General features: G+C 54.3%; 12 protein-coding genes. 8 read left to right on the top strand and 4 right to left on the bottom strand.

The window, feature by feature from the left end; genetic code table 11:
- Positions 1–244 precede the first annotated feature (244 nt).
- Both IDH45_RS04470 and IDH45_RS04465 read right to left on the bottom strand, forming a co-directional pair.
- Complete coding sequence (locus tag IDH45_RS04470) at positions 245–1,243, bottom strand: inorganic phosphate transporter (RefSeq protein ID WP_190925084.1); 999 nt, start codon at positions 1,241–1,243, stop codon at positions 245–247.
- Between the two features lie 21 nt (positions 1,244–1,264).
- A complete protein-coding gene (locus IDH45_RS04465) occupies positions 1,265–1,885 on the bottom strand; it encodes a DUF47 domain-containing protein (RefSeq protein ID WP_190925082.1) in 621 nt (206 codons plus the stop codon).
- A 243-nt stretch (positions 1,886–2,128) separates the two neighbouring features.
- On the opposite strand from IDH45_RS04465, the gene IDH45_RS04460 reads away from it, so the two are divergent.
- Together IDH45_RS04460 and IDH45_RS04455 are read left to right on the top strand one after the other, a co-directional pair.
- The gene (locus tag IDH45_RS04460; RefSeq protein ID WP_190925080.1) at positions 2,129–3,427 is read left to right on the top strand and encodes an amidohydrolase; all 1,299 of its coding nucleotides are present in this window, start codon (positions 2,129–2,131) and stop codon (positions 3,425–3,427) included.
- A 39-nt stretch (positions 3,428–3,466) separates the two neighbouring features.
- Complete coding sequence (locus tag IDH45_RS04455; RefSeq protein ID WP_190925078.1) at positions 3,467–3,952, top strand: cell wall elongation regulator TseB-like domain-containing protein; 486 nt, start codon at positions 3,467–3,469, stop codon at positions 3,950–3,952.
- Between the two features lie 60 nt (positions 3,953–4,012).
- Here IDH45_RS04455 and IDH45_RS04450 read toward each other — a convergent pair whose 3' ends face one another.
- Positions 4,013–4,387, bottom strand: a complete 375-nt coding sequence (locus tag IDH45_RS04450) for a cytochrome-c oxidase (RefSeq protein ID WP_190925076.1) — start codon at positions 4,385–4,387, stop codon at positions 4,013–4,015.
- Positions 4,388–4,572: 185 nt separating this feature from the next.
- Between IDH45_RS04450 and IDH45_RS04445 the strand changes: the two genes are divergently transcribed.
- The 6 genes from IDH45_RS04445 (at position 4,573) to IDH45_RS04420 (ending at position 11,051) form a co-directional block, all read left to right on the top strand.
- A complete protein-coding gene (locus IDH45_RS04445; protein ID WP_190925074.1) occupies positions 4,573–5,106 on the top strand; it encodes a hypothetical protein in 534 nt (177 codons plus the stop codon).
- A 139-nt stretch (positions 5,107–5,245) separates the two neighbouring features.
- Positions 5,246–6,607: an AAA family ATPase gene (locus tag IDH45_RS04440; RefSeq protein WP_397326981.1), complete on the top strand. Its 1,362-nt coding sequence runs from the start codon at positions 5,246–5,248 to the stop codon at positions 6,605–6,607.
- Positions 6,608–6,924: 317 nt separating this feature from the next.
- Positions 6,925–7,797, top strand: coding sequence for a 3-hydroxyacyl-CoA dehydrogenase family protein (locus IDH45_RS04435; protein ID WP_190925070.1), 873 nt, complete (start codon positions 6,925–6,927; stop codon positions 7,795–7,797).
- Positions 7,794–9,011 (top strand): acetate/propionate family kinase, encoded by a 1,218-nt coding sequence (locus IDH45_RS04430; RefSeq protein WP_190925068.1) that lies wholly within the window; start codon positions 7,794–7,796, stop codon positions 9,009–9,011. Before IDH45_RS04435 ends, IDH45_RS04430 begins: the two co-directional genes overlap by 4 nt.
- A 39-nt stretch (positions 9,012–9,050) precedes the next feature.
- Positions 9,051–10,343: an asparagine--tRNA ligase gene (gene asnS / locus IDH45_RS04425; protein ID WP_190925066.1), complete on the top strand. Its 1,293-nt coding sequence runs from the start codon at positions 9,051–9,053 to the stop codon at positions 10,341–10,343.
- 21 nt (positions 10,344–10,364) lie between these two features.
- A complete protein-coding gene (locus tag IDH45_RS04420; protein WP_190925065.1) occupies positions 10,365–11,051 on the top strand; it encodes a DnaD domain-containing protein in 687 nt (228 codons plus the stop codon).
- A 969-nt stretch (positions 11,052–12,020) separates the two neighbouring features.
- Here IDH45_RS04420 and IDH45_RS04415 read toward each other — a convergent pair.
- Positions 12,021–12,665: a methylthioribulose 1-phosphate dehydratase gene (locus IDH45_RS04415; RefSeq protein ID WP_223836372.1), complete on the bottom strand. Its 645-nt coding sequence runs from the start codon at positions 12,663–12,665 to the stop codon at positions 12,021–12,023.

Genomic DNA, 12,665 nt, shown 5'->3' with positions numbered 1-12,665 from the left:
CGCAAATTAGTATGCGTTCATATTCGTTCGGAAACGATTCATTCTTAGCTCGCATATCGGCGAAAAAGCATAGTCTTACAGAAACTCCCGAAAAATCTTCTCGGTGCTGAAAACCGGACTTTTTGATCACGAACTTTAATGGACATTCATCATCAGGGTGAACCTCTGAAGGAAAAGGTGAAAAAAGGCTGTTCCAAGGCAAATACGCCAAGGAACAGCCTTTTTTGTTATCTAATCTAAGACTCTAAAACAACGAAAACAACACCTTGTACACCAGAAAAGCAAGCACCATACTGATCGGGATTGTGATGACCCATGTCATGATCATCCGTCCGACCGTGCCCCACTTGACGTCCTTAAACCGGATGACGCTGCCCGTACCGATGATGGACGACGTAATGACGTGTGTCGTCGACAAAGGTTGTCCAATAAAGGTCGACGTCTGGATAATAATCGAGGAGCTCAGATCCGCAGCGAAGCCGTTAACCGGCTCGATCTTCATAATCTTTTTACTGACCGTTTTGATAATCCGCCAGCCGCCGATGGAAGTTCCGAGACCCATTGCCGCCGCGGCGGATATTTTGACCCAGATTGGGACATCAAGCGTCGTCTGAAAGCCGCCTGCTACGAGACCGAATACGATAATCCCCATCGCTTTCTGGGCGTCGTTGCCCCCGTGGCTGAACGACAGCAGTCCGGCCGATACGACCTGGAACGAGCGGAACACCCGGTTCAGTTTTGACCGCGATTTGTTGCCGCTGAAAAGAATGATGTATTTAAGCAGAAACATGATGATGAAACCTACGGCAAAAGCGATGACTGGCGACAAAATCAAAATATAAACAATTTTCAGGAAACCTTCCATATGAAGGGATTGGAATCCGGCTCCGGCGATAACCGCTCCTGCGAGCGCGCCGATCAAAGTATGGGAGGACGACGAAGGAATGCCGTAATACCAGGTGAGCAGGTTCCAGAAGATAGCCGCTATGAGGGCCGCTATGACGACCTGAACGCCATTTTGGATTTCCGCCGGATTGGCGATGCTCCCGCCGACTGTTTTGGCTACTTCCGATGACAGCATGGCGCCGACAAAGTTAAGAAAGGCTGCGTACAGCACCGCAAACCGCGGTGACATCGCCCGTGTCGAGATCGAAGTGGCGATCGCGTTGGCCGTGTCGTGAAAGCCGTTGATGAAATCGAATATGAGCGCCAACAGGACAATAAAGATAATCAGGGTTAGCATGATTTTCTCCTAACAGGTGGATTAAGCGTAGCGCAGTACGACACTTCCCAATATATCCGCAACGTCCTCGCAAGCGTCGGTCGTTTGTTCGAGCCGTTCGTAAAGCTCCTTGAGCTTAAAGTCGTGGTAAGGGTCGGTCGGGCTGGTGAAAATCTCGCGAATCCCTTCGCGCATCAGCCGGTCGCCTTCATTTTCCAAGCTGTTGATATGTACCGTATGCTCCTGGATCTGCATGTACTTCTTCTTGGACAACAGCTTAAACGCTTCGAGCAGATGCTCGCACGAGGAGACGAGGACTTCCGAGAAATCCTTCATATATTGATTCGTGAACGTAATGTTCAGGTAATCGAACCTCGCCATCGAGGCTTCGATCCCATCCATGACATCGTCCAACCGAACCGCTAGCTCCATAATGTCTTCCCTGTCAAGCGGCGTGATAAATACTTTGTTCAAGCCTTTGAAAATCTCATGCGTAAACGAATCGCCCTTTTCTTCGATCTCTTTCAGTTTACCGAAGTAAGTGGCTGGCGGCTGATTCCCCATCATGGCGCTGCGGAACATGTGTGCGCCATTCAGCGTATTTTCCGCGCTTTGAATGAGCAGATTCAGAAAATCGATCTCGCCCTTTTTATTGAAAATCATCAAGCTTATGACCCCCAATGTCGGATGTTGAAAAAAGTTGTCGTTCCTTAACACAAAATTAAAATTATCATATCCGGACGGTCAATTGCAATCGATTGAACGAACTAATTGCACGGGACATTCAAAACAGAGCCGAGTTGCTTGATTTTGACTGTCCGAAGAGGTACATTTGTAACGGTATGTTATTCGTGACCACGAACTTTTAAATGCAAATTCTAATCCGAACCGAAAGGCTGATTGATGATGGCAAAAACGTTGATCCAAAACGGCACGTTCGTCACCGTAACCGAAGAAGCACCGGTTGTCCGCGGCTGCATGATTATAGAGGACGACAAAATTGTATATTTGGGCGAGCAGGAGCGCGACCCGGCGGAGCAGTTCGACGAAATTGTGGACGGAAGCCGCAAGTTGTACATGCCCGGACTCGTCAATACCCACTGCCATGCCGCGATGTCGCTGCTGCGCGGGTACGGGGATGATCTGGCGCTCCAAGTATGGCTGGAGCAGAAAATGTGGCCGAATGAAGCCAAATTTACCGGTGAAGACGTCAGGTGGGGAACACTGCTGTCGATCCTTGAGATGATCAAAGGCGGAACGACCAGTTTCGTCGATATGTACGATCATATGGACGAAGTGGCCAAAGCCGTTGAAGAATCCGGAATGCGAGGCTGCCTGACGCGCGGCGCGATCGGACATTGTCCGCCGGACGTCCAGGAGCACAAGCGCCGGGAAGCCGTCCAATTCGCCAAAGACTGGCACGGAAAGGCCGGCGGCCGGATTACGACCATGATGTCGCCTCACGCGCCTTACACGTGTCCGCCGGAGTTTATCGTCAAATTCGTGGAAGCGGCTCACGATCTGAACTTGCCGATGCATACGCATATGTCCGAGACGCTGTACGAAGTGCTGGAGAACGAGAAGCAGTACGGGCTGCGTCCGGTCGATCATCTGGCCAAGCTCGGCTTGTTCTCGCGTCCTTCGATCGTCGCGCATGCTGTGCATCTGACGGATGCGGAGATCGCTACGTTGAAAGAGCACAACGTCCACGTCTCCCATAACCCGGGTAGCAACCTGAAGCTGGCGAGCGGAGTCGCGCGCGTGCCGGACATGCTCAAGGCGGGCATACTCGTATCGCTCGGGACGGACAGTTCTGCGAGCAACAACAATCTCGACATGTTCGAAGAGATGCGTCTGGCCGCTCTGATCCATAAGGGCGTATCCGGCGATCCGGTAGCGGTGCCGGCCAAGGAAGCGCTGAAGCTCGGAACGGTTAACGGCGCGAAGTCGATCTGGCTCGATAACGTCGGCACGTTGTCCGTCGGCAGCAAAGCGGACTTTATCGCCCTCGATACCGATCAGGCGCACTTTTTGCCGAAATCGGATTACGTCTCTCATATTGTGTACTCGGCGTCCGCAAAAGATGTAACCGATGTGTACGTTGACGGCAAACAGCTTGTCCGCGGAGGCGAGTGCCTGACGATCGACGAGGAAAAAATCAAGTTCGAAGCGCAGCGCCGTTTCGAGCTGTTGACGAACGGATAAAGGTTGGCGGACCTATTTTAAGAAGGAGGGGGAACGGGAATGGCGAGGAAAATAGCGCTGTGGTGTGCTGCTGTGCTAGCCGTCGTGACGATTGTTCTCGTCTTCTTCTACAGGTCGATTCATGAGGAAGAATGGGCGGAGCGGCTCGAGGCGAAATCGACCGTTATCGCCAGCACCTACATGCGCACGGTGGACCGGATCGAAAGGTTCGTCGGCGAGAAGCCGTACATGGTCGTATTCGGACAGGACGAGGAAGGCAGAGAAGCGATCGCCTGGGTGAACGATGGTAAGGCGCAGATGAGGTACGCGAGCACCGGGATCACGGCCGAAGAAGCACAGCGCAAAGTCGAAGAGAGCAATCCGGATAATGAAGTGCTTCGTGTGATGCCCGGCGCCTTGAATGAAACATATTTGTGGGAAGTGTTCTACAAACGCAAGGACGAAGAGGGCAGCCGGTATTATTACAGCTATTACCGCTTCGACAACGGCGAGGAAATCGATACGTGGCGAATGAGCCGACACTGATACGAGGACCGTACCTGAGCTGATCCCATGCTCCGGGTACGGTCCATTTTCGAAGTAGGATTACCGTCCGGGCTTGATGTGGCGGAAGACGTTAACGACGAGCAAGAGAACCGATACGATAACCAGCAGCCCCCCGACAGCGGAAAACGGGATACCGAGGCCTGTGTTGCCTTGAGCGAACAGGAACATGCTGATTACGAGCAGCGGCAAGCCGATGTTGTGCAGCCAAAACTGGACGCTGGCCAGCTTCGTGCTCCCCGCCTCCGGGTATACGGTATACACGACTCCGATCAGCCCCAGCGTCGCCCAGCCGAGCAGATTGATATGGGCATGCGCAGAGGTATAGATGAACTTCTCCGCCATTCCCATCCCCATTCCGAGTAATACGCCGATCAATAAATAAACGACCGCGACTTGAATAAAACGTGCTCCCATCGTACTTGCCTCCCTATAGTTTTTCACTTCTATAACTATTTCTAGCAATATGTATAAAATCCTTCGACGCCGATCACTTTTCATTCCAAACATTTGCATCGAAATGGGTGTATATCATGTGATATACTATGGATATATCAACTGATCTATCAAATTCATCGTCTGCATAGAAAGGGGGACGTTGCGTGAAGTTGCGTCTATGGCCTGTATTAACGAGCGTTGTCCTCTCTTCGGCTGTATTGTTCGGAGGATGGTTTTTATATGACAGCCTGGCTATGGAAAATCCGTTAACCCGGATCGTACAGGAGCAGCCGGGACTGGAGCTATCGAAAGTAAGCGTGGGAAATAATACGGTGACGATTGAGATTACGCCGAAGCCGGAAGCGAATCTTCGTGAAATATACAAGTCGATTACGGAGCAGGGCCGATCGATTCTAGGCGACCGGACGGTCGAGCTGATCGTGAAGGATATGACTACGCCGGAGCTGGACAGCTGGTGGTCGGGCGCTTTGTTCGACGTTGCGGAAGCGATGGAGAGCAAGCGGTATGCTGCGATTCCGGCCGCTCTGGAAGCGAAGAAAGGCGCGCTCCCCGGTCTCGTAGTAACTACCGAGATGGACGAACGTTATGTGTATGTCCGCATGACGGACGGGACGCATTATAAATATATGCTGCTTCCCCGCAAGCCGCAGAAGGTAGGGGTGTGGCCGAATGAGTAAGCTCGGTAAAGAAATGCTAATCGGCTTCGTGCCGGTATTGCTCGTTTTTTTAATCTATATGGGCATTAATGTTATTCCGATCGTGCTTGCGGGCGTTATTTTGTTCTCCTTATTTTATGTCACCCGGATGAGGGATAGAATGGGGTCGGCTTCGTCCGAGCGCAAAGGCAAAAGCCGTACCCCGTCCTACTTGACGTTTGACGATATCGGGGGACAGGACCGGGCCAAAAACGAGCTGAAAGAAGCGCTCGATTTCCTGATCCGGCACGAAGAAATCCGCAAATTCGGTATTCGGCCTCTGAAAGGCATCCTGCTTACCGGACCTCCGGGAACCGGGAAAACGCTAATGGCCAAGGCGGCTGCCCACTATACGAACTCCGTTTTCGTATCCGCTTCGGGCAGTGAGTTTGTGGAAATGTACGTGGGAGTCGGGGCCAGCCGGGTGCGCGATTTGTTCAAAGAAGCGAAAACCCGTGCGGCCAAGGAAAATAAAGAAAGTGCGATTATTTTCATCGACGAGATCGATGTAATCGGCGGCAAGCGGGACGGCGGGCAGCACCGGGAATACGATCAGACGCTGAACCAATTGCTGACCGAGATGGACGGGCTGCATTCGAACGAGACGCCCCGCATTTTGATGATTGCGGCAACGAACCGCAAAGAGATGCTCGACAGCGCGCTGTTGCGGCCGGGACGGTTCGACCGTCACATTCAGGTCGATCTTCCGGACAAGAAGGGCCGGATGCATATCCTGAACATTCATTCCAAAAACAAACCGATCGCCGAAGGGGCGAGCATGGAGCGCGTAGCGGGCGAGACGTTCGGATTCTCGGGCGCCCAGCTGGAGAGCGTAATGAACGAAGCGGCCATCTATGCGATGCGCGACGATCTGCCTGTCATCGAGCAGCACCACTTCTCCCGGGCGATCGATAAGGTGATGATGGGCGAGAAAACCGACCGTGAGGCGACGATGGAAGAGCGCAAGCGCGTCGCGCTGCATGAGCTCGGACACGCGATTACGGCCGAACAGGTGAAGCCGGGCTCCGTATCGATGGTATCGCTCAGTCCGCGCGGCCAGGCGCTCGGCTATGTGCGTCACAACCCGCAGCAGGATCAGTACCTGTACACCCGGACCGAGCTGGAGCAGCAAATCATGATTGCGCTCGGCGGAGCGGTGGCGGAGGAGATGTTTTACGGAGGACGAAGCACCGGTTCGCGCAACGATTTTGAACAGGCGCTCCGGCTCGTCCGCACGATGATGGACTCGGGTCTGACCGGCCTTGGCATCATCGACCGGGATATGGTGACGAAGGAAGAGCTGATGAAGGAAAATGCCGTCATTCTTGACGAGCTCCATCGCGGTACAAGAGAGATGCTGGAGCGTTACCGGAACGTCTTCGAGCAGTCGCTGGACATTCTCATTCGCGAGGAAGTGCTGACCGGCGACCAATTCCGCGATCTGCTCGGGGTACCCTCGTCTGCCGGACAAACACCGGCTTGATCTGAAACGTTTACGATGGCGGGCGCTTTAGCTGCAAGACGGGCTAGGGCGCCTTCTGCTGAACGCTGACCGGCGGAGATTGACGGAAGGCAGGTTCCGATTTAATCGCTGTGACAAATGTGGTAGCCTCTTGAGGAGGCTTTCTTTTGCATGTCCGTTTTCCCCGTCAGAAAGGGCTTACTTTAACAAATCCGTTAGATTTGGCTGGATAAAACCTACTTTATTGTGTCGGGTGATGAAAAAAAAGCTTATTCGTTGTAAAATCGTTATGAATGAGCGAACAGACATCATCGTTTAGACCTGGAAGGAGCATAGATATGCAACTCACAAAAATCGGCGTAGTCGGAGCCGGAACGATGGGGCAGGGCATAGCGGAAATGCTTGCAACGAAGGGGATCGACGTTTATCTGCTGGAGAAGACGCCCGATCAGTTGGAGCATGCGTGGGAGATGATCGAGCTTAGTCTCGAGAAACGGCTGGAAAAATGGGCGATTACGGAAGCCGAGAAAAAGTCGGCATTGGGCAGGATACATAAAGCCCACGCGGTAGAACAGCTGACCGGCTGCGAGATGGTCATCGAGACGGTATCCGAGGATCTGGAGACGAAAAAGGACGTATTCCGCAAGCTGGATGCGGTATGCAGCGAAGAAACGATTTTCGCCAGCAACACGTCCACGCTGAGCTTAACCGAATTGGCCGGAGAAACGAGACGGCCGGAGCGCGTTATCGGACTTCATTTCTTGTATCCGGTTCATAAAATACATCTGGTTGAAATTGTCCGCGGTTTGAAAACGTCTACAGAAACGTATGAGACGGTACGCCGCTTCGTGGAGTTAACGATTCAGAAAAAGGGGATCATGGTATACGAATCCCCCGGTTTCGTCACGACACGCCTGATCTGTACGCTGATCAACGAAGCGATGCATACGCTGTCCGAAGGGGTCGCTTCCGCGGAAGATATCGACTCGGCGATGCGGATCGGCTACGATTTTCGTTTCGGGCCGCTGGAGATGGCCGACCGGTTCGGTCTCGACGCGATTCTCGCGGCGATGGAACGGATGTTCCGTGAATACGGCGATTTGAAATACCGTCCGTCGTTTATCCTGAAACAGATGGTTCGTGCGGGCCATCTGGGCGTCAAGACGGGAGAAGGGTTTTTCCGCTATGATAAGGATGGTGACCGGATATGAACATACTCGTGATTAACGCCGGAAGTTCCTCGCTGAAGTACCAGGTGTTCGATATGACGACCGAATCGGTGCTTGCCAGAGGCAAGGTCGAACGGATCGGCATGGAGACGGCGATGCTCACCCACGAACCTACAGGCCGACCGGAGCTGCGCGAGGTAAGCGAGATTCTCGATCATACGTCGGCAATCCGCCGGGTGCTGCGAATCCTGATCGATCCGAAGGAAGGGGTTTTGCGTTCGATCGAGGAAGTACATGCCGCCGGCCACCGCGTCGTTCACGGCGGGGAGGCGTTCTCGGGCTCGGTGAAGGTCGACGATAAGGTGAAGGAGGAGATCAAGCGTCTGTTTGACCTCGCCCCGCTCCATAATCCGGGCGCATTAACGGGGATTTTGGCGGTGGAAGCGAACTTGCCGGACATTCCGCAGGTCGTCGTTTTCGATACGGCCTTTCACCAGACGATGCCGCCGGTTGCGTTCCGCTATCCGATCCCCAACGTGTTTTACCGCAAACATGGCGTTCGCAGATACGGTTTTCACGGCACGTCCCATCAATACGTCAGCGACCGGGCGGCGGAGCTGATCGGGAAACCGCTCGAACAGATGAAGATGATTACTTGTCATATCGGGAACGGAGGTAGCGTAACCGCGATCCTGGACGGCAAATCGTTCGACACGAGCATGGGCATGACTCCGCTCGAAGGACTGATGATGGGAACCCGCAGCGGCGACATCGACCCGGCCATCGTTCCTTTTGCCATGGATAAGGAAGACCTGTCGCTGAACGAAGTCAATTCGATGCTGAACAAACATAGCGGCTTGTTCGCCGTCTCCGGCGGGATGGGAGACATGAGGGAGATTATCGAGGCGGCCGGAGAGGGAGACCGCAACGCGAAGCTGGCGTTCGACATGTACGAGTACCGGCTGAGAAAATATATCGGCGCTTATGCGGCGGCGATGAACGGAATCGATACGCTCGTATTCACGGCCGGAGTGGGCGAGAACAGCGCTTACCTTCGCAAAGCCGTGTGCGACAAGCTGACGTTCCTCGGAATCCAGCTGGATGACAGCGCCAATGAAGCGCGCAGCCGCGACGACCGCCGCATATCGTCCCCTGATTCGAGAGTTGAAGTATGGGTGATCCCGACGAACGAAGAGCTGATGATCGCAAGAGACACGTTCCGCGAAGCTTCCAAAGCGCTGACCCCGCAAGCGTAAATCTCAAATCTCATATTTGTTGGAGGAGTGACGTAAGCGATGGAGCAATGTACCATTCGTGAAGTGAACCGACATGCCGGGCATACGGTCCGGATCGGCTGCTGGCTGTACAACAAACGGTCCAGCGGCAAAATCCAGTTTTTGCAGCTTCGCGACGGCACAGGCTTCATCCAGGCGGTAGTCGTCAAAAGCGAAGTGTCCGAACCGGTCTGGGAGGCGGCTGCCAAGCTTACTCAGGAAAGCTCGCTGTACGTGACCGGAGAAGTACGAGAGGACGCGCGCAGCCAGAGCGGGTACGAGCTGACGGTAAGCGGAATCGAAACGATCCAAATCTCCGAGGATTATCCGATTACGCCTAAGGAGCACGGCGTCGATTATTTGATGGACCATCGCCACTTGTGGCTCCGTTCCCCGAGACAGCGGGCGATTATGGTCATCCGTGCGCAGATTATCCGGGCGATACAAGGATACTTCGACGAACACGGCTTCACCCTCGTTGATCCGCCGATTCTGACGCCTTCGTCCTGCGAAGGGACGACGAATTTGTTCCATACGAAATATTTCGACGAAGACGCTTATTTGACGCAGAGCGGACAGCTGTACATGGAAGCGGCGGCGATGGCGCTCGGCAAAGTGTACTCGTTCGGCCCGACGTTCCGGGCGGAGAAATCGAAGACACGGCGCCACCTGATCGAATTTTGGATGATCGAGCCGGAGATGGCGTTCGTGGATCATGAACAAAGTCTCGTTATTCAGGAGCAGTTCGTATCCCATGTGGTGCAATCGGTCGTTGCCAACTGCCGCAAAGAACTGGAGACGCTCGGACGCGACGTATCGAAGCTGGAGAGCGTGCGCGCCCCGTTCCCCCGAATAACCTATGACGATGCCGTCAAGCTGCTTCAGGAGCGAGGCCATGCCTTTACATGGGGCGAAGACTTCGGTGCGCCGCACGAGACCGAGATCGCGCAGCAGTTCGATAAGCCGGTGTTTATTACCCATTATCCGGCTTCCTTCAAAGCATTCTATATGAAGCCTAAACCGGATCGTCCGGAAGTGGTCCTGTGCGCCGATCTGATCGCGCCCGAAGGTTACGGGGAGATCATCGGAGGAAGCCAGCGGATCGATGATCCGGTACTGATCGAGCAGCGCTTCAAGGAGCATGAGCTGGGAGAGGACGCGTACCGCTGGTACCTCGACCTGCGCAAATACGGCACTGTGCCGCATTCTGGATTCGGGCTCGGACTGGAGCGTACGGTCGCCTGGATCTGCGGGCTCGAACATGTAAGGGAAACGATCCCGTTTCCGCGTTTGTTGAACCGTCTGTACCCGTAACGGCAAGGAGGCTGGCTGAATATGGCAAAAGGGGTAGACTGGAAGCAGATCGAGCGGGGGATGGCTGCGGCAATGCGCGAAGGCAGCGTATCGGTTCCTTCGCTGCTGCTGAAGCTGTACAAAGCGATGAAGCTGTCGGATATGGAAGCGATGCTGCTCATCCATCTGTTTCAGTTCAAGGAGAAGGAGGGCAACGATTTTCCGACTCCGGAGGAGCTGCAAAGCCGGATGTCGGCAACGTACGAGTCGGTGTTGAGGGCGCTCCAGCGGCTGCTTAAGGAAGAGATGCTGCAAATTGACGGGGAGACCGATCCGGTCAGCGGGGTGCTGAGCGAACGCTACAATCTGTCGCCGCTGTACCGGAAGCTTGCAGCAGCCTGGATCGAAGACGCGAAGCAGTCCGGTGCGTCTTCGCAACAAGCAGCGAAAGCCGCTGCGGCGCCGGCGGAAAAGTCCGACATTTTCACCGTATTCGAGAAGGAGTTCGCCCGTCCGCTTACGCCGATGGAATGCGAGACCGTCTCGCAATGGATTGACCGCGACCGGTATCCGGAAGAGCTGATTTTGTTCGCGCTCAAGGAGGCGGTGTTCGCCGGTGTTATTCATTTCCGCTATATCGATCGGATCTTGCTGGAGTGGAGCCGCAACCGCGTGCAGACGCCCGAGCAGGCGAGAGAATATACGCAGAAGTTCAGAGGCGCCCGGTAGCGGGCGCCTTTTTTTTGCTGGGCGGACCGGGCAACGGCAACGTTGCGGATGGGTGACCTGCACCCCGGATTGTGCTGTCAGGATATACGTACGAGAGCGAAAGCGGAGGCGCTGATGCTTCGGGCTGTGCGGGCGGCGTGGCGTCATGTTATAGGTACGAGCGTGGAAAAGCGGAGAGGGTCAGCGTCCTTGTCGAGTCCGCAAACGCCGCAAGCCGCTTTTACGCTTTTTCAAGGCCTTGAAGCGGCGGGGGAGGAAGTGAATAAGAGCGGTTTGCATTCCTTATATTGTCCGAAACCCGGGTTGGACACGGAATAAGAGCGGTTTGAAGCTTCTAATATCCGCGAAAAGGGTGCTGACCCCAACAGTTGGCTGAAATAAGGGGTGAAAACCGCCTCTATTCGGTTTCGTTTTGCGAAAAGGGAAAAAATAGAAGCCTCGAAAGACTCCTATTTGGTTCAGGGGTCGCGTGACACGTTTTGGCGAAGGCGAATATACCCTGCTCACAACTGAGAGGATAACGGGCTTCCTTGGGGGGGCGGATGGTTCGCACGAAACATAACCGCATCAACTAGTACTGAATAGCTGAAGATCCCCAACAGTTTCCAATCGGTGTGAAACGGGTGGGCTAAATCAAATCGAGATTTGGTTCAGCATTTTGGTACGGCGATTGATTCGGCGGGGCAGCTTCGTCTCGAAACAGGACTTGAAAGAGCAGGTACTCCATTTTATCCGCTATTTCAATCGCACCATGGCCAGACCGTTTAAATGGACATACGCCGGTAAGGTTTTGCAACGCTAACTGTTCAATGATTTACGCATTTCAGTACAAGCGGCTGGAGCGAAGGTAACCCGTTCCCTTCGGACTCTTTCCTTTCCGACCCTTCCTTTCCACGCGCACACGTGCGGGTCGGCACGTCAAAAAACCGTCCGGACCTCTATAGCCGGACGGTTTTTTTAAACGAGAACCTACAAGTGTAACGCTTTCCAGCGGTACACATATTCGAACAGAAACTCGAACGCCTCCAGATGACGCTTCGCCTCGAATACGTTCGCGCCCCATGCGTAGATCCCGTGATTTCTCAGGATGATCCCCGGGATGGCGCGGTCGATCCGGCCTTCCACCAGCTCGGCGATTTTCGGAATATCCGCGTAGTTGGGGAGGACGGGAACTTCGATCTGCGCATCCTCCTGCCAGATGTTAAATGCTTTGATCAGCTCCACCCGCTCGATCGGGACACTGCCCCGTTCCGCGTACAGCTCGGAGACGATGTTATTGAATACCGTATGCACGTGGAATACGGCGCCGCAGCCCGTCAACCGGTAAATCTCGCAGTGGATTAACGTTTCGGCCGAAGGCTTCAGCCGCGTAGGCTCGATCGGCTGTCCGCGATGATCGACCAACAGGAAATCTTCCGGCGTATGCTGGGACTTGTCCTTCCCGCTGGCCGTGATGGCGAATGTAAATTGTTCGGGGGAATACTCCCCGACGCGGACCGACAAGTTGCCGCTTGTGGCGGGGAACCAGCCGCGCGAGGCGAATTCCGTCTTGACTTCCCGCAGCTTCGTGAACGCTTGCTGGCGCTGCTCCAGCGTATACAGAGGCTCGTTCAA

The sequence above is a fragment of the Paenibacillus oceani genome, assembly GCF_014705615.1.
GTDB classification, from domain to species: Bacteria; Bacillota; Bacilli; order Paenibacillales; family NBRC-103111; genus Paenibacillus_AB; species Paenibacillus_AB oceani.
This window is presented reverse-complemented; position numbering and strand designations above follow the sequence as displayed.

Excerpts from the sequence above, each read along its gene's own strand:
- IDH45_RS04450 (WP_190925076.1), bottom strand. The coding sequence starts at position 4,387 with ATGGGAGCACGTTTTATTCAAGTCGCGGTCGTTTATTTATTGATCGGC.
- IDH45_RS04430 (WP_190925068.1), top strand. The coding sequence starts at position 7,794 with ATGAACATACTCGTGATTAACGCCGGAAGTTCCTCGCTGAAGTACCAG.
- IDH45_RS04455 (WP_190925078.1), top strand. The coding sequence starts at position 3,467 with ATGGCGAGGAAAATAGCGCTGTGGTGTGCTGCTGTGCTAGCCGTCGTG.
- asnS (WP_190925066.1), top strand. The coding sequence starts at position 9,051 with ATGGAGCAATGTACCATTCGTGAAGTGAACCGACATGCCGGGCATACG.
- IDH45_RS04465 (WP_190925082.1), bottom strand. The coding sequence starts at position 1,885 with ATGATTTTCAATAAAAAGGGCGAGATCGATTTTCTGAATCTGCTCATT.
- IDH45_RS04440 (WP_397326981.1), top strand. The coding sequence starts at position 5,246 with ATGGGGTCGGCTTCGTCCGAGCGCAAAGGCAAAAGCCGTACCCCGTCC.
- IDH45_RS04460 (WP_190925080.1), top strand. The coding sequence starts at position 2,129 with ATGGCAAAAACGTTGATCCAAAACGGCACGTTCGTCACCGTAACCGAA.
- IDH45_RS04470 (WP_190925084.1), bottom strand. The coding sequence starts at position 1,243 with ATGCTAACCCTGATTATCTTTATTGTCCTGTTGGCGCTCATATTCGAT.
- IDH45_RS04420 (WP_190925065.1), top strand. The coding sequence starts at position 10,365 with ATGGCAAAAGGGGTAGACTGGAAGCAGATCGAGCGGGGGATGGCTGCG.
- IDH45_RS04435 (WP_190925070.1), top strand. The coding sequence starts at position 6,925 with ATGCAACTCACAAAAATCGGCGTAGTCGGAGCCGGAACGATGGGGCAG.